The organism is Pseudooceanicola aestuarii, assembly GCF_010614805.1.
Taxonomy (GTDB): Bacteria; Pseudomonadota; Alphaproteobacteria; order Rhodobacterales; family Rhodobacteraceae; genus Pseudooceanicola; species Pseudooceanicola aestuarii.
Genome location: NZ_JAAFZC010000001.1, coordinates 2,636,006 through 2,653,754, shown reverse-complemented (window position 1 = coordinate 2,653,754; position 17,749 = coordinate 2,636,006). Strand labels below are relative to the sequence as shown.

9 protein-coding genes are annotated in these 17,749 nt (G+C 65.3%); 1 reads left to right on the top strand and 8 read right to left on the bottom strand.

The genetic code is table 11. The annotated features are described in order from the left end of the window. Nucleotides 1-119 precede the first annotated feature (119 nt). The 5 genes from G5A46_RS12575 to recA all read right to left on the bottom strand — a co-directional run bounded on the left by G5A46_RS12575 (nucleotide 120) and on the right by recA (nucleotide 5,356). Nucleotides 120-386 (bottom strand): hypothetical protein, encoded by a 267-nt coding sequence (locus tag G5A46_RS12575; RefSeq protein ID WP_163849714.1) that lies wholly within the window; start codon nucleotides 384-386, stop codon nucleotides 120-122. Between the two features lie 193 nt (nucleotides 387-579). Next, nucleotides 580-849 (bottom strand): hypothetical protein, encoded by a 270-nt coding sequence (locus G5A46_RS12570; RefSeq protein WP_163849713.1) that lies wholly within the window; start codon nucleotides 847-849, stop codon nucleotides 580-582. Nucleotides 850-1,175: 326 nt separating this feature from the next. Continuing rightward, nucleotides 1,176-1,463, bottom strand: coding sequence for a DUF1330 domain-containing protein (locus G5A46_RS12565; RefSeq protein ID WP_163849712.1), 288 nt, complete (start codon nucleotides 1,461-1,463; stop codon nucleotides 1,176-1,178). Nucleotides 1,464-1,466: 3 nt separating this feature from the next. After that, nucleotides 1,467-4,127 (bottom strand): alanine--tRNA ligase, encoded by a 2,661-nt coding sequence (gene alaS, locus G5A46_RS12560; protein ID WP_163849711.1) that lies wholly within the window; start codon nucleotides 4,125-4,127, stop codon nucleotides 1,467-1,469. A 161-nt stretch (nucleotides 4,128-4,288) separates the two neighbouring features. Then, the gene (gene recA, locus G5A46_RS12555; protein ID WP_163849710.1) at nucleotides 4,289-5,356 is read right to left on the bottom strand and encodes a recombinase RecA; all 1,068 of its coding nucleotides are present in this window, start codon (nucleotides 5,354-5,356) and stop codon (nucleotides 4,289-4,291) included. Nucleotides 5,357-5,549: 193 nt separating this feature from the next. Between recA and G5A46_RS12550 the strand changes: the two genes are divergently transcribed. Continuing rightward, nucleotides 5,550-6,149 carry a sulfotransferase family 2 domain-containing protein gene (locus G5A46_RS12550; protein ID WP_163849709.1) on the top strand — a complete coding sequence of 200 codons (600 nt, stop codon included), beginning with the start codon at nucleotides 5,550-5,552 and terminating at the stop codon, nucleotides 6,147-6,149. A 13-nt stretch (nucleotides 6,150-6,162) separates the two neighbouring features. Here the strand turns inward: G5A46_RS12550 and G5A46_RS12545 are convergent, their stop codons facing one another. The 3 genes from G5A46_RS12545 to G5A46_RS19645 form a co-directional block, all read right to left on the bottom strand. Then, on the bottom strand, nucleotides 6,163-8,604 hold the full coding sequence (locus tag G5A46_RS12545) for a hybrid sensor histidine kinase/response regulator (protein ID WP_239520794.1): 2,442 nt from the start codon (nucleotides 8,602-8,604) through the stop codon (nucleotides 6,163-6,165). A 120-nt stretch (nucleotides 8,605-8,724) separates the two neighbouring features. Then, on the bottom strand, nucleotides 8,725-9,900 hold the full coding sequence (locus G5A46_RS12540; RefSeq protein WP_163849708.1) for an RsmB/NOP family class I SAM-dependent RNA methyltransferase: 1,176 nt from the start codon (nucleotides 9,898-9,900) through the stop codon (nucleotides 8,725-8,727). Between the two features lie 276 nt (nucleotides 9,901-10,176). Then, nucleotides 10,177-17,532: an ExeM/NucH family extracellular endonuclease gene (locus tag G5A46_RS19645; protein WP_204318734.1), complete on the bottom strand. Its 7,356-nt coding sequence runs from the start codon at nucleotides 17,530-17,532 to the stop codon at nucleotides 10,177-10,179. Nucleotides 17,533-17,749: the final 217 nt, after the last annotated feature.

Genomic DNA, 17,749 nt, shown 5'->3' with positions numbered 1-17,749 from the left:
GGGGGCGCCATCGCGGCCCCTGCCCGTGCACGGCGATCCTGACATGCAAAAAAGGCGCCCGGGCCAAGCCTCGGGCGCCTTTTCCTGTCGAGATGCGCCCAGCCCTGGCGGGCCGGACCTCAGTGACACGGAATCGGCCGCATCACGTAATGTTCCGGCTCGACCACCTTGCGCTGTTCCTTGTACAGCGGCGGGTAGTCCACCAGTTCGATCCGCCCGTTGCGGTGTTCGTACTGCTGTTTGCCGTCCTTGATCTTGATCTTGGTGACGCTGTATTTCGCAGGTACCAGGACCTTGTTGAAACAGGCGACCGTCTTGCCTTCCCAGGCCAGCGCGGGGCTGGCAAGGGCCGACAGGACAAGGCCCGCAACCAGGATGCGTTTCATGTGGAAACCTCCGTCCTCAATATCGCACGAGACAGGCTTGACCTGCCTTTGCGTCCTGCGGAGGGGCAAAACGGGCTGAATTTGTGGCAAAAGTGCTGAAAAAAGGGTCCGGCGCGAAAATACGCAGCGGCGCCGGACCGGGATGCGCGGCCCGAAGGCCGCGCAAAAGCCGTGATGGAGAATTCCGATCGCCTTAATGGCAGTGGGATTTCTTCATGATATAATGGCCGTTGGTCAGCTGGGTCTTCACTTCCTTGTAGACCGGCGGATACCAGACTTCGACGACGTGATGACCGCGATGTTCATATTTCTTGTGGCCATCCATGACGAGAACTTTGGAGACCTTGTAGCTTGGCTGGACCCAATGTTTCTTGTAGCAGGCGACGACCTTGCCGTCCCATGCCATCGCCGGGGCGACGGACGCGATAGCGAGAAGACAAGCGGTAATGATGGTTTTCTTCATAACATCCTCCAGGTTAAAATGCAGGATAAGGGTATCATCGCCGAAATTGTCATAGCCACCAAAAAGGCTTGTTTTCGCCACAATGCCCGGGTTTTGCAGAAGAACCGAGGGTTTTCCCCCTCTCACCTTCCCGAATCCGGGAGGGTGGGTGGAATTGTAAATAAATCATGAAAAATCTTTTGTTTCTCAATGCATTGCAATCGCGACAAAATGTCGGGATTTGGCAATTATGCGAAACAATCACGGCGAATCGATTCTCCGTGATGGGCGGTCCAGCGGGCCGAAACCGGCCCGCCCCCTGAAGTTTTCAGCGCCCGCGCGCGCCGTCAGACCCCTTCGAGGATCAGCAGATCCCGTTCGGAGGCGTCGCGCGCATGGCTCAACGCCTCCTGGTATTCGGGCGAATGATAGCAGGCTTCAGCCGCTTCCAGACTGTCGAACACGGCCAGTACATTGCGGCTGCGGTCCCGGCCTTCCAGCTGCACGTAGCGCCCGGCGCGGGCCAGGAATTCCCCCCCGTGCTTGGCGATGGCAGGGCCGGCCAGCGCGGCGTAGCGTCCATAGGCTTCCTCGTCCGTGACGCGGACATTGGCGATCCAATAGGCTTTGGGCATGGTTTATCCTTCAATGACCTTACGAGCGGCGGCGATGGCGGCGGGTGCGTTGGCGGCATCCTTGCCACCGCCCTGCGCCATGTCGGGACGACCACCGCCGCCCTTTCCACCCAGTTCCGATACGGCGGCACGCACGATGTCAACCGCGCTGACATCACCTGCCAGATCGGCTGTGACCCCAGCGGCGACGGCGGCCTTGCCATCCGCGTCGGCGATCAGCAGCACGATGCCGGTACCCAGCTTCTCCTTGTGGGCGTCGATCAGCGCGGGCAGGTCCCGGCCAGAAACGCCGGTCAGAACCTGCGCCAGGAACGCACGGCCGTTTACGTCTTCGGCCTCCACCCCGGCGCCGGTCGCGCCACCGCCGCCCATCGCGATCTCACGCCGCAGCTGCGCGACCTCGTTGCTCAGCGCCTTGCGTTCATCCATCAGCGCCCGCACCCGCGCCACCGCGTCGCCGCCGGAGGATTTCAGCAGGCCCTCGACCTCGCCCATGCGCTGGTCACGCTCCCGCAGGGCGTCCAGCGCCGCCTGCCCGGTCAGCGCCTCGATCCGCCGCACCCCGGCGGAGGAGGCGCTGTCCGACATCAGCACAAAGGCCCCGATATCTCCGGTGCGCCGCACATGGGTGCCGCCGCACAGCTCGATCGAATAGGTGCTGCCGTCCTGGCCCTTGCCGGTGGCCTTGTCGCCCATCGAAACCACACGCACCTCGTCGCCGTACTTCTCCCCGAACAGGGCCTGGGCGCCCAGGGCGCGGGCGTCGTCGGGTGTCATGATGCGAGTTTCGACCGGAGTGTTCTGGCGGACAAAGCCGTTCACCTCCGCCTCGATCCCCGCGATCTCCGCCGCGGAGAGTGCGGCGGAATGGCTGAAATCGAACCGCAGCCGGTCCGGCGCATTCAGTGACCCGCGCTGCGCGACATGATCGCCAAGCGCCTCGCGCAGCGCCTCGTGCAGCAGGTGCGTGGCCGAATGGTTGGCCCGGATGCGCGCGCGGCGGTCATGATCCACGCGCAGCTGCGCCGCCGTTCCCGGCGTGATCGGGCCAGACGCGACGGTGCCGATATGCAGGAAAACGCCGGCCACCTTGCGCGTGTCCGTCACGGTGAATTCCGCATCGCCCAGCCGTATGGTGCCGGTGTCGCCCACCTGGCCGCCCGCCTCTGCGTAGAACGGCGTCTGGTTCAAGACCAATGTGACCGCATCGCCTTGATCCGCCTGGGGAATTTCCACGCCATCCTTGACGATGGCCAGCACCTGGGCCTCCGCTTCCTCGGTGTCGTAGCCCAGGAAATCGGTGGTGCCGTGGCTGTCGGCAATGTCGTACCAGACGGTCGCATCCGCGGCCTCCCCCGATCCGGACCAGGCGGCGCGGGCCTTGGCCTTCTGCTCGGCCATGGCGGTGTCGAACCCTTCGGTATCGACGCTGCGTCCCTTTTCCCGCAGGGCGTCCTGCGTCAGGTCCAGCGGGAAACCGTAGGTGTCGTACAGCTTGAACGCCGAGGCGCCGGGCAGCGCGGCATCCTCCGGCAAGCCGGACAATTCGTCGTCCAGCAGTTTCAAGCCCCGGTCCAGCGTCTGGCGGAAGCGGGTTTCCTCCAGCTTCAGCGTCTCCTCGATCAGGGGTTGGGCCTGGCGCAGCTCCGGATAGGCCTGGCCCATCTGGCGCACCAGCTCCGGCACCAGCCGGTGCATCAACGGATCTTTCGCGCCGACCTGGTGGGCATGGCGCATCGCACGCCGCATGATCCGGCGCAGCACGTAGCCCCGCCCGTCGTTGGAGGGCATCACCCCGTCGGCCAGCAGGAAGGACGTCGACCGCAGGTGATCCGCGATCACCCGGTGATGGGTGCGGCCCGGCCCGTCGGGCTCCGTGCTGGTGGCATGGGCAGAGGCCTCGATCAGGGCGCGCATCAGGTCGGTGGCGTAATTGTCGTTCGTGCCCTGCAACAGCGCCGCGACCCGTTCGATTCCCATGCCGGTGTCGATGCTTTGCGCAGCCAGTTCGCGGCGGGTGCCGTCCTCGAATTGTTCATATTGCATGAAGACGAGGTTCCAGATCTCCACGAACCGGTCGCCATCTTCCTCCGGCGAGCCCGGAGGGCCGCCCCAGATATGGTCGCCGTGGTCATAGAATATCTCGGAACAGGGGCCGCAGGGGCCGGTCGGGCCCATCATCCAGAAATTGTCCGAGGTGGCGATGCGGATGATCCGGTCGTCGGACAGGCCCGCGACCTTCTTCCACAGCTCCGCCGCCTCGTCATCGGTATGGTAGACGGTCACCAGCAGCCGGTCCTTGTCGATGCCCAATTCACCGGTGATCAGCTCCCAGGCAAAGCGGATGGCATCAGCCTTGAAATAGTCACCAAAGGAGAAATTCCCCAGCATTTCAAAGAACGTATGGTGCCGCGCGGTATAGCCGACATTGTCCAGGTCGTTGTGCTTGCCGCCCGCGCGTACGCATTTCTGCGCGGTTGTGGCGCGGCTGTAATCGCGGGTCTCGACCCCGGTGAACAGGTTCTTGAACTGCACCATGCCGGAGTTTGCGAACATCAACGTCGGGTCGTTGCGCGGCACCAGCGGGCTGGAGGGCACGGCCCGGTGGCCCTGTTTGGCGAAGTAATCAAGGAAGGTGGAGCGGATATCGTTCAGCGTCTGCATGGGCGTGCTCTGGCCTTTCGGAGTGGCGTCCGTCCCGATTTAGCGATGCGCGAAAGCAGTGTCCACCGGCTGCGGTCTCCGCGCGCAACGCAAACGGGCGGCTCGTTTCCGGACCGCCCGTCGAATGCGTTCTCCCCCGCCCGCGCGGGGGGTGGCATCACTCATTCCGTCAGGCTGTCGTCCGGGCCAAGTCCATCGCCGAATTCCAGCCCGTGGGCGGCGCGGATCTTGTCCTCGATCTGGTAGGCGGTGTCGGGATTGTCCTTCAGGAAGGTCTTCGCGTTCTCCCGCCCTTGGCCGATCCGCTCGTCCCCGTAGGAATACCAGGAGCCGGACTTGTCCACCACACCGGCCTTGACCCCCAGGTCCAGCAATTCGCCGGTCTTGGAGATGCCTTCGCCATACATGATGTCGAATTCCACCTGTTTGAACGGCGGCGCAACCTTGTTCTTCACCACCTTGACGCGGGTGGAATTGCCGACGACCTCGTCGCGGTCCTTGATCGCGCCGATCCGGCGGATGTCCAGCCGGACGGAGGAATAGAACTTCAGCGCATTGCCGCCGGTCGTCGTCTCGGGGGAGCCGAACATGACGCCGATCTTCATCCGGATCTGATTGATGAAGATGACCATGCAATTGGACCGCGCGATGGAGCCTGTCAGCTTGCGCATCGCCTGGCTCATCAGGCGGGCATGCACCCCGACGGAGCTGTCGCCCATGTCGCCCTCAAGTTCGCTCTTGGGGGTCAGGGCGGCGACCGAATCGACCACCACCATGCTGACCGCGCCGGAGCGGACCAGCGTATCGGTGATCTCCAGCGCCTGTTCGCCGGTGTCGGGCTGGGAAATCAGCAATTCGTCCAGATCGACGCCCAGCTTGCGCGCGTATTGCGGGTCCAGCGCATGTTCGGCGTCGACAAAGGCGCAGACGCCGCCCTTTTTCTGTTCCTCGGCCACGCAATGCAGCGTCAGCGTGGTCTTGCCCGAGCTTTCGGGGCCGTAAATCTCGATAATGCGGCCCTTGGGCAGACCGCCGATCCCCAGGGCGATGTCCAGCCCCAGCGACCCGGTGGAGGTCGCCTCGATATCGCGCAGGGCATTGTCGCCGCCCAGCTTCATGATGGACCCCTTGCCGAACTGCCGTTCGATCTGGGCCAATGCGCTGTCCAGGGCCTTCTGCTTGTTCGCGTCGCGTTTGCTGTCCATGGTAAGAAGATCTGCCGTTGCCATTCTTGGCTCCTTATTTCACACCCGCTGCGGGGCGGCAATGATTGCCAATGTTCGCCTCTTGTTCCAGTCAGTTATGGGGGCAAAAGAAGAACACTTCAAGATCCTTCTTCGCTTTCACCACTGTCTTGGAAATAGATTAAGGAGTGGTTAGGATAAGAAAATTATCTGAAGATGCCGTCAGAAAGGTCTGACAATGCTGGTTTTTTCCAAATCTCGCCTGGTCTTTCTGTCCGTCCCCAAGACCGGTACCACCGCCTATGAAAGGGCATTGGCGCCGCTGGCCTCCATGGTCGTCACCGACCCGCCGGAGCTGAAACACGCGCCGGTCTATCGCTACAACAGGTTCTTTCGCCCGGTTCTGGAGAAATTCGTCGCCGAACGGATGGAAACCCTGGCTGTCATGCGCGAGCCGATTTCCTGGCTGAACAGCTGGTATCGGTACCGCCAGCGGCCATTCATGCGCGGCCATCCGAATGCCACACATGACATGGATTTCGACGCCTTCGTGCAGGGATATTGCAAGGGCGACCGGCCCGGATTTGCCAATGTCGGCAGTCAGGCCCGGTTCCTGGAACCGCGGCCCAACGGCACCCGTGTCGATCATCTGTTCCGCTACGAGGATCAGCCGGCGCTGCTGGCCTTTCTGGAGGCCCGGCTGGAGACCCGGATCATCCTGACGCGGGAGAATGTCTCTCCCCCCGGCGTGGCCGAGCTGTCCCCGGAGGTAGAGGCCAAGCTGCGCCGCAAATGCGCCGAGGAATTCGAGCTTTACGACGCGATTCCCGCAGCCTGAGCCGCACCGCCTGTCACCCCGCGCTCAACCGGGCCTGCACCGTCTCCGTCAGCTGCGCGAGGGAGAACGGCTTGGGCAGGAAAACGGAATTGGGAATGCTGGCGCTGGTATCGTCGAAACTTTCCTGCGCATAGCCGGAGACAAAGACCACCTGCGTGCCGGGGCGGTGGGTCAGCGCCTCCTTGACCCAGGTGGGGCCGTCCATTCCGGGCATGATCACGTCGGTGACGAAAACGTCGATCTTGGTGGCGGCGTCCTTGAGCAGTTCCAGCGCCGCCTCCCCGCTGCCGGCCTCCAGTACGGTGAACCCGCGCATCCGCAGCGCGCGGGAGGCAAAAGCGCGTACCGGAGCCTCGTCCTCCACCAGCAAGACCACGCCGTCGATCACCCCCGGCACCGCCGCGCCGGGGGGCACACCGGGACGTTGAAGCGCGGTGCCGCGGGGCTGCATCTGCGCGGGCAGCAACATGGTGAACGTGGCACCCTGCCCCATCACGCTGTCGGCGAAGATGAAGCCGCCGGTCTGCTTGATGATGCCATAGGCGGTGGACAGGCCCAGCCCGGTGCCCTCTCCCACGCGCTTGGTGGTAAAGAACGGCTCGAACACCTTGGGCAGCTTGTCGGGCGGGATGCCGGTGCCGGTGTCGGAGACCGTGACGCAGACATATTCCCCCGCCGCAACCGTCGCCCGGTCGCGCCGCAACGCCGAATCAAGGAACATGTTCTCGGTGGAGATGCGGATTTCACCACTGCCGGACATGGCATCGCGGGCATTGACCACCAGGTTCATCAGCACCTGTTCGAACTGCCGCTTGTCCGCGCGCACCTGCGACAGCAACGGATCGTGGGACAGGGACAGGGTGACCTTTTCGCCCACCAGGCGGTTCAGCAGATGGGTCAGATCCGACAGCGTGTCGCGCAGATCCAGCGTTTCCAGCCGCAGCGTCTGCTTGCGCGAGAAGGCCAGCAACTGGCCCACCAGCGCCGCAGCACGATTGGCGTTCTGGTTGATCTGCACCAGGTCGGCGAAATCGGGATCGCCCTCGTCATGGCGCAGCAGCATCAGGTCGCAATGGCCGGTGATGGCGGTAAGCAGGTTGTTGAAGTCATGCGCCACGCCGCCGGCAAGTTGCCCGATTGCCTGCATTTTCTGGCTTTGCACGAATTGCGCTTCCAACGTCTTCAGCTCGGTCGCGTCGCTGAGAACGGCGATCAGGCCCGGCTTTTCGCCGAACTCGACACGGCGCAAGGTCATCTGGACAAAGGCCTCGTTCTCGGATTTGGACAGACGCAGGAATTCGGGCTGCGGCGGCGTGCCGGTCGCTGCCTCCTCCACCCAGTCGCTGACGGAACGGCCCAGCCCCTCCGTCAGGCTCGCCAGGCTGACGCCGGGCTCGCGCGCCACGGACAGCAATAGTTGCGCGTGGCGGTTGGCCAGCTCCAGCTCTCCCCGCAGGTTCATGCGCAACAGGGCGACGGGCAGCTGGTCCAGCGTGTCCCATATCCCGGTCGGCTGGGCATCCGCCCCGGCGTGCGGCGGCACGGCGGAGGGCAAGGCGCCGGGCGGGGGCAGCAACAGGATTGCCCGCCGGCCGTGCATATTGGCGATTTCGGTGAACAGGCGGGTCTGGATGCCCTGGGCGGTGTGGATCCGCTGCGGGCCCTCCGGCAAAGCGCCCGGAGCAGCACCCGCCCCGTACCCGCTATCAGACACGTACCCGGTATCAGACCCGTACCCGCTATCAGACCCGGACTCGGATCCGGCATCGGGCGCGGCCTCCGGCGGGGGATTGGCCAACAGGTCGGTCAGCCGAACCGGGCGGCTGCCGATCAGCTTGCGCGCGGAGGTGTTCATGAACAATATGGAATCGCCCCGTCCAACGGCGATCAACGGCACCTGCGCGGTCTCTTCCCCGATGGCGGCGCCGCCGAAATCCTCCATCCGCCACAGGATGCGGCCCCGGCCCATGTCGCGGACCGACAGCCGCAGCTGGCCCTGCGGGCCGATGCCATCTTCAGCCACCGGACCATGGCGCAGGGCATGGTCCTGAAGCCGCTGAACCATCGCGGCGGAGGAAAAAACCGCCTGTTTCAACAAGGCCTTGACGGTGCGTCCTGCGGGCGGGCCCAACCGGGCCTCCGCCGCGGGGTTGAGGCCCAGCACCTCCCCCTCCGAAGCGGCGAGGAACTGCGGCACCGGATCGTCCCAGGCCAGGTCCAGGATCGCGTCGGAGGACGCCGGCCCGGTCAGCCGGGGCACCAGCCAGGTCAGCACCAGCATCATCAGCAACAGCGACAGCCCGCTGACCGCCAGGATCGCGGAGACCGGGCCGGCGTCCAGCGCCCACCCCGCCAGAAGAAGCATCCCCGCCACCGCAAAGGCCCAGGTCCGTATCAGCTTTGGCCTCTGGCGCGGGCCCCGGATCGGATCGGGCAGGTCGGTGGTGGTGCTCATCATCGCGGGGTTCTTCGTCTCTGGCCTTTCTGACGTCCCCTTTGTCATGCGAACTAATTAACCATTCCCTAACAGCGGACAGCTTCGCGACGTTTTTCGCCCCGATGGTCCGCCCAGGGGTCAAGTCTGCCCGGCGCGCCCCAATATTGCCAAGAAGAATCCATCCCCACCGTCCAGCGGGGTAAAACGCAGGCGCCTCTCGGCCTGCCAGTCGGGATGGCGCGCGACGAAGGCCTCCACCCTGGCGTCGTTCTCCCGGGTCAGCAGCGAACAGGTGACATAGGCCAGCCTGCCGCGCGGGGCGACCAGCATGCGGGCCTCCTCCAGGATACTGTCCTGTATCTCGGCCAGCGCTTCCAGACGCGCCGGCGTCAGCAGCCATTTCCCGCCCGGCGCCCGGCGCCAGGCACCGCTGCCGGAACAGGGCACATCGCAGAGCACCAGGTCAAAAGGTCCGCGCCCCGGCAGGGCGGCACGGTCGGCGGTGGCGATGCGCAGCCCGGCGCGTTCGGCCCGGTTGGGCAGGTCACCCATCCGGGCGGGGTTGGCGTCATGGGCGGTGATCTCCAGCCGGTGCGCGGCCCCCATTGCCAGCGCCTTTCCGCCGCCCCCGGCGCAGTAATCCAGCACCTTCATCCCGTCGGACAGCGGCAGGGCGGCACAGATCGCCTGGCTGGCGGCATCCTGCAATTCGACCAACCCGTTGGCAAAGGCGCGGCTGCCGGCGACCTTGCGCGGGCCTTCGGTGACCTCCAGTGCGGTGGCGGCCAGCGGATGCGGGCGGGTGGCTATTCCCTCCTCTGCCAGGGCGGTCGCGGCCTCTGTGACGCTGGCGCGGTTCAGATTGACCCGCAGGAACAGGGGGGCGCGATTGCGCATCGCCTCGGCAATCGGGCGGGCATCGGCGCCCTGCGCGTCCACCAGCGCGGGCCAGAGCCAGTCAGGCATGTCGGCCGCCTCCGCCGGATCGGCGGGGGGGCGACCTGCGGCGCGCTCTGCCTCCGTCAGGGGGGCGGGGCCGTAGCCCGCGCCGGAGAAGACGTCATCGACATCCCGCCCGGCACCGCGCAGCAGGCCCAGTACCAGCGCACGCCCCGTCTCCCCGCCGCCCAGGGCGGCACAGCTGCGCCAGCGCCTCTGTACGTCGAAGACGTGATCTCGGATCGCCGCCCGGTCCCGCGACCCGGCAAAGCGCGAGCGCCGCGCCCAGTTGGTCAGCGCCTTCTCCGCCGGTTGTCCGGCGGTGATGTCGTCCAGAATGTCGATGGTGGCCGCAAGGCGCGCGTCCGGGGTCATGATCCGCTCCCGATCCCTGGGGCACCCCGACGGCGCCCTTTCCGACAATCTGCATAGGGCAGCGTGGCGGGAAACGGAACCGGGCGCGTGGTCGGGGCGGAAGCCGACGCCCCCCTGCCCCGCGCCTGGCGTCCGGGCACGCAAAGGGGCGGCGCATGATGACGCGCCGCCCCTCCTGTCCATCCCGGCCCAGGATTGTTATGCCCCGGTAGTTTGCTGACCCCTGGGGTCTTCCGGCCCGGCGCCGCAGCAGCGGTCCGGGCCGGGGCAAGCCGCTCAGTACAGCTCTGCCTGGCTGAGACCGACGAACTCCACCAGCAAATCACCCGTCTCACCGTCCAGCGCATCGGCATAAAGCTCGGCGATGGCCTGAGTGGCCTGATCGCTGCCGGAGGTCTCGAACGTGGTCATCACCGATTGCGCATCGGAGACGTCGGTCAGGCCGCGCGTCCAGGCGTAATCTCCGGCGATATCGACCTTGGCGTCCAGGTAGGCGGCATCGGCACTGCTGCCCGAGGCGGCCCTGGCACCGTTGATCAATGCCAGCGGGAAGACGCTGGCCGCGATCTGGCCATTGTCGACCTGGTCGATCCAATAGGCCTTGCCCGCCGTGTCGGAGGCCCGGCCCAGCACCGCCTGGTATCCGGCCTCCACGAAGGCGGCGGTGCTGGCGTGGCTGCCGAACAGGGCCTGCCCCTCGGTCGAGAGGAAGAAATTCTTGGCAATCTCCTCGATCGACATGCCGTCCCGCGCCTGACCGATCCAATAGGCCAGGCCCAGGGCGTCGGGGGCACGGTCGAGGTAACCGATATAGAGTTCGGTCACCGCTTCCACCAGCGCCGGGTCGGCCCCGGCTGCGCCGTCGAACAGGTGCAGCGGGATGGTGCCGTCGGCAAAGGACAACGCCTCGATGGAGGTCAGACTGTCGGTGCCGTCGCCCAGGTCGCGCCGGTCCTCGATCTCCACCCCGTCGGGGGTGAAGCGCAGGGTATGGCTGTCCATCGCGCCGGACATCATCGCCAGGTCGAACCCGGTGCCGCCGTCCAGCGCGTCATTGCCAGAGCCGCCCATCAGACTGTCGTTACCGGCGCCACCCGTCACGCTGTCGGCCCCGCCTGCCCCGGTGAACATGTCATGCCCGCCCAGCAGATCGATCGTGTCCGCCTGGGCGGTGCCCATCAAAACGTCGTCGCCCTCGGTCGGGACCAGGCCGGAGCCCAGATCCAGACCCACCACGATGGGATCGTGATCCGACCCGCGCGCCGGGCTGTCACCGTCGAACAGGCCCTGATCCTCGGGGCGCATCGTGTCGGTATAGGTGCCGTCGGTGTTGTAATCGTAGAACACCGGCGCATCGGAATTGACGTTCCAGGCGGTGGCCCCGGTGATCTGCTGGGCCATGGTGGAATTGGCCAGGATGTAATCCAGCGTCCCGATCTGCCCGCTGAAGCGGTAGGAATAGACGTCATCCCCCTGGAAGGCACGGGCCAGATCGACATAGCCGCCCGCCTCCAGCGTGGTGATGGGCGTCTCCATCGCATAGGCGTTCAGATCCCCCAGGATCAGCACGTCGCTGTCGCCCGAGCCGGTGGGATCGGTGGCCAGCCAGTCCAGCAGCGCCTGCACAGAGGCCTCGCGGGTGGCATTGTTGTTGCCCGCACCGTCACCCTGATCGGCATCCGCCGCCGCCCCGGTCAGGGAACCCTTGGACTTCAGATGGTTGACCACGGCGGTGAACTCCTCGCCGCTGGCCTTCTCGCGGAAGGTCTGGGCCACGGCCGGGCGGTTGAATTCATCGCCATTGGGGGTTTCGTCGCCATTGCCGTCTTCGCCGTCATCCAGCGGGTCAAGGAATTCGGGCGTATCCAGAACCGCCGTCGCGCCGACCAGCTCCACCGTCTGGCTGTTGTAGATGAACGCCGTGGAAATCGCATCGCCGCCGACAAATTCCATGCCCGGATCGACAAAGGCCCAGGCCATCGTGCCGGCAGCGGCATTCACCGCGCTGACGAGGGTCGCAATGGCGAAATCATCCCCGGCAAAGTCGTTTTCGATCTCCATCAGGCCGATCACATCCGCATCCATGGACAGGATCGTCTGCACCAGCTTGTCCTGCTGGCGGGCCAGCTCTTCGGCGGTGGTGGCGCCGCGCGGGTCTTCGCCCACGTCGGTGGTCCCCTCCAGCGTGGTGAAGTAGTTCAGCACGTTCAGGCTGCCCACCTTCAGGCTGCCGCCCACATCCTGCGGCACCTCCGGATGCGGGTTGGATCCCGCGTCCGGCATCAGATCGGCCAGTTCGGGGATGCGCAGTTTATATTCGCCAAAGGAGTAATCCATGATCCCCAGCACGTCCGAGAATTCCTGCCCCATCCGCACCATGTCATCAAAGGAGATCGGCGTGCCGTCGGGCCAGTAGATCGGCGCGCCATCGACGCGGGCCCCGTTCAGCCCGTCCTCGATCACGATGGAGCGGTCGGCCATCTCTTCCAGCCAGGCCGCATTGCCGTCGCTGTCGGGGGTGTTGGTCTGGCTGTACTGATACAGCGGCCCACCGGCGGTGAACAGCGCCTCCCCGAAATCCTCGTAATCGAAACTTTCGGAGAAGGTCAGCGGCTCGTCGATATCGAGCAACATGCCCTCGACGGCTTCCCGGTCCTCGACCGCAGGCAGCGCCGTGGTCACGGCCAGATCGGCCAGATCGGTGACAACGCCGGTGTCCACCACGGTGACGGCGGTGACCTCGATCGTGGTCATGCCGAACCGTTCCACCACGGTGCCGGTGACGCGCACCTGATCGCCTTCGGCCACATCGACCAGCAGATCGCCCGCGCCCTCGTAGGCAAAGATCCCTTCGGAGGTGGCATCATTGCCATCACGGTCGGCTTGTTCCTCCATCAGGTAGAAGCCGCCCAGCTCCCGCGTGGCATCGGCATCGCCGTTCTGGAAGTCGCCCGAAACGATGGCCTCCACGATCACCGTCTCGCCCACCATGGCCGAGGCATCGCCGCTGCCCTGGATGTCGCTGATCCGGGTCGGGGCGTTGAACTCGATGGTGGACAGGGTGTTGCTGTCCTCGTTGGCGATCAGCAGCGTGGCGATGCCGCTGGGGCTTTCGCTGGCCGACAGGAACTTCAGCCCCTCCGGCGCCACGTCGCCCTCCACCCAGATGAACTGGTCATAGACCGGCGCGGCGGGGTCGGTCACGTCATAGACCATGACGCCCCCGGTACGTTCCAGCCCGATGAAGGCATAGATTGTGCCGTCGACCTCACCCAGGACGACCGATTCCGGCTCGATCCCCTTGGCGTCGGACCGGGCATCGGTGTCGGTCGGGTCGGCATCGTTGGCGTTGAACAGGTCCGGCATTTCAGTGGCGATGATCCGGGCGAATTCGCTGCCCGAATCCCAGACCAGATTGCCGTCCTCGTCCCAGATGGTGAAGGACCGCGCGCCATAGCTGTAGAGCACGTCGATATCCCCGTCGCCGTCGATATCGCCGTCGATGGAGGACACTTCCAGCCGGCCCAGCACCTCGTCCGCCTGAAGGGCGACCGCATCGGGGAAGGCGGTGGGATCGAGGGTCAGATCCTTGACCCGCTCGTCCTCGCCCTTGCTGTCGCCTTCGTTGGCGGTGATGAAATAGGTCTTTCCGCCGACGGTGTAGGACGCCATGCCATCGGGCATGAACATGCCCTGCACCGGGTGCAGGCCAAGGTTGATGCCGTCATCGCGGTCCGAGGGGTCGATCTCGTTGCCCTCGACGGAATGGTCCTTGGTGCCCAGCGGCAGGATGTCGTCGATGGTGAAGGGGGACGGGTTGGTGATGTCCTCGATCACCGCGACGGCATTGTTCTCCTGAAGCGCGATGAAGGCCTTGTTGCCCTCGATCGTGATGTATTCCGGCTCCAGATCCGCAGCGGCGGAAGGCGCGTCAGGGTTCAGGCGCACGCCCTTGTCCGTCAGGGCCTGCGCGGTCAGCGATGCATCGGTGAAGCCCAGGTTGGTAACGGTGGCCGCGTTCACGCCACCGGACAGGTTGATGATGGAGACAGAGCCATCGGGGTTGGGCGTGACGGCGGGATCGTTGTCGTCATCCGCGCTTTCGCCCTCGTTCGCGACGACCAGATATTGGCCACTGGCGTCGAAGGTCAGCATGTCGGGCAGCGCGCCCACTTCGACGGATCCCAGGAAAGCGCCGGATGTGTCGAAGAAGACGACATCGCCCGCGGCAGTCTTGTCCGCGTCGGGCAGCGCCACGGCGACGATGCCGCCCGCCACCGCGACAGAGGTCACATCGTTGGAATTGAAGCCGTGGTCCATTGGCGCCAGCAGGGTAATCACCGGGCCGTCCGCACCGCCCGTGATCATCTGCACCCCGTCAGAGGACGTGACGTAGATGGTGCCCGTCTCGGTATCCACATCGACGATTTCCGCCCCGGCCAGACCGTCTAGCGTGTCGGCGTGGCGCACGCTCAGGGTCTTGGCGCCCGCAACCGGGGTGATCGCATCGCCGCCGGTGCCGCTGTCCACGCCCTGCACCAGAATGTTGTCAAAGGCCATCGCCTCATAGGGAAAATCGGTGGTGAAGGTCAGGGTCAGCGTCTCGCCCGCGCCGGTCAGATCGGTGCTGAATGTGTCCAGCTGCCCGGTCAGGTTGGAGGAGCGGTCCAGGAAGGTGTCATCCACGATCGCACCGGTATCGGCATCGGTCTTCCACACGGTGCTGTCGCCGCTGACGTTCAGAACGCCCGCCTCCTCGACGTCGGTGCCGCTGTCCATGGGGCGGTATTCGAACCCGCCCAGATCGGTCTGCGGCGCCAGCGAGAAGGCTGTCATCTCCTCGCCGCCGTCGATGGAATAGGTAAAGGCGCCCGATTGCGCCGCGTAGCCGCCGAACGCGCTGTCGGCCATGCCGCCCAGGTCGATGCTCAGCAGCAGATCGTCGGCACCGGAGATATTGAAGGTCCAGCTGACCGTCTGCGCCGCGCCGAATTCGTCGCTGTCGGAGACCGCGAAGAATGTGTTGTCGCCATCGGCGTTCCGTCCGAAGACGCCTTCGCTGTCGGCGGCAAAGGGGCTGTCGCCGCTGATGCCCACGGCGCTGTCATCGGCCAGACCAAAGGGCACGCCACCGCTGGCGGGCCAATCGTTCAGGCTGCCGAACCCGAAAGCGTCACCGCCCCCGCCATCCAGATAGAAATCGGCAGTGGGTGCATCGACCACATTGATCTGCGTGCCGTCGAAATCGTCCATCGCGATGGTGGTCAGATGGGCGGTGTCGTCGCGGAATTCGGTCTGCTGGATCCTGGTGTCGCCCTCGGGGCCGGTATCCACCATGTCGAACCCGCGAACGGCATGGGTGTCGTCCAGATATTCGGCCAGCGCATCCTGTTCCGTGCCGTCATCGGCAAAGGTCGCGTCGCCGCTGCGCGCCGCCGTCTCCAGATCCACGCGGTTCACCGCGTCACCGCTGGGGAAAGGATAGCCGTCCCCGCCTTCAGCCAGGAAGCCCAGGGTGACGATCCGCACCTCGCCCCCCGCATCGCCGACCAAAGCGCCGTCCTGCACCAGACGGTCGATCATCACGCCGTTCTCGTCCACGATCACCGCGTTCTGGATCCGCGATCCCGCCTCGGCCGTCGCGTCAAAGGACAATTGCACCCCGGAGACGGACACAAAGCTGCCCGCCGCCGTTGGCGCCGTGCTGACACCATGTTCCAGAACCTGCACCAGCTCGGCCCGGGTCAGGGTCAGCAGGGTCAGATCGTTGTTGAAGGCCAGTGTCGTCTCGATATCGGTCTGGCTGATGCCGCCTGCGGGCTTGATCACGTTGCCGTCGCTGTCGGTGATGCCCTCGTTGGCGGTGCGGGTCGCCTCCGTGTCGCCGGGCAGAACCGTGTTCTCCCCGATGGAGGCGCGGATGCCGCCGCCGTTCTTGATCGACACCAGCACCGTGTCATCCACGTCCCGCGCGGCGGCCAGGTTGGCATCGGCGGTCAGATTGCCCAGGTTGGTCTCCTGCGTGCGCACACCGTCGGGATCTTCGGCTGTGCCGGTGCCCGAGCGATTGGCATTCAGATAAACGAGGGAAGAGCCGAACACATTGCTTTCGGTGGCGATCACCTGCGCCTCGATCTCTGTCGCGATCTGGGCGATTTCGGGGTCGATCAGGGCGCCGATGGTGGTGGCGCCGTCCAGCGCGCTGAATTCCACCTGCCCGCGCAGCTCTCCGCCCGCATTGTCGGCGGTGTGCAGGTTCACATAGGTCTCCCCGCGCATCAGGGCCACGGCCTCCCCTTCGGTCAGCGTGAAGGTGCCGGTGAAGCTGCCAGAGGTCGCATCCGCCTCCGTCACAGTGAAATTGCGCAGGATGCCGCCCGTCTCGCCACTGGCTCCCAGATGCAGGTGAATGGCGGATTGGGCGTTGCCCTCCGCATCCGCCGCGCCCACCGGCGCCAGGCCCGAGGTCAGGCCGGAATAGCTGCCGGTGATCGTCACCTCCAGCGTTTCGGGATCAAAGGCGGTGACATCGAAACTGCCGGTCGCGGCGGTGTCGGCCACGCCCTGGGGCTGCTGCGCCTCCGACATCTCCAGCCCCTCGGGCAGGCCGTCGGAGACGTTGAACAGCCCCGCTGCATCCGTCGCCCAGGCGCCGGAAACCGCCGCGTCATAGCTTTCCGGGATGATGTGGCCGTTCTCGTCGAAATCGATGACCAGCCGCCCCAGATACTTGTAGGATCCATCGGTATTCACCACCACGGTCTGGGTGCCGCCCGCGTTCTCGATGAACATCGGATAGGTGCCTTGATCGCTGTCGCCCGCGCGGATGTGGTCATCGGCGTCGAACAGCCGCGTGTTGGACCCGCCCGCGACGATGATGTCCACATCGGTCAGCCGCGCGGCCAGAGCCTGTTCGATGTCGATCCGCTGCATATGCGCCAGCAGGATGACCTTGTTCATCGCCGGGTTGTCGGCCAGCAGGCTGTCCACCTCGGTCTGGATTTCGGCCGCCAGGGCGTCCAGCTCCGCCTCTGTCGGGTTGGTGCCGAAGGCGCCCGGCGCGATGCCGATGTCACCGGGGCTGGAAATCCTGTCCAGCGTGGGCGTGGTGGCCCCGACCACGCCGATCAGCGCGCCGTTTTCCTCCAGCACGATGGAGGAGGTCACGCTGTTGGCCTGCGGCGCGCCGCCGCCCGCGACCTCCAGCCCGGCCATGTTCGCATCGGTGGAAAAGTCCAGGTTCCCCGACAGATAGGGGAAGAGCGCACCCTCGAAATCCGCGCCCAGGATGCTGCCCGGAGCGGAGCCGTCGATCAGCGCGGCCAGATCGGCGGTGCCAAAGTCGAACTCGTGATTGCCCAGGGCGATCGCCTCGATCCCCAGCTCGTTCTGGATCACGATATCGGCGATCCCACCCGCGCCGTAGACCGCCTCGGAAGCGGAAAAGAACAGGCCGGGAATGAAGGCATCGCCGGAGGACAGGGTCAGCGTGTTGTCGACGATCCCGTCACCGCCCAGATCCGCGTCGCGCAGCGCGTTGAGGATGGCGGAGAAGTTCGGCGCATCCACGATGGCCCCGGTGGAAGCCTCCTGATCGGCGACGTGAAACAGTTCGAGAGTGTAATTGGGCATGAGGAAACCTGTTCAGCATTCGAATTGGGAATCGCTCCGCCGCTGGGACGGACGTCTTGGCCCCCGACAAACCAGCCCGATGTAACACCGCGGTGAAGCTTCGAGGCGCGAATGCGCCTTGTGTCGCAGGCCGTCGAAGGGCCCGCCTATTCCCGAGTAAAAAAATCGGATTGACAATTCCTAGTGTTTCACTCAGTTTTTGCACCATTGCCGGGCG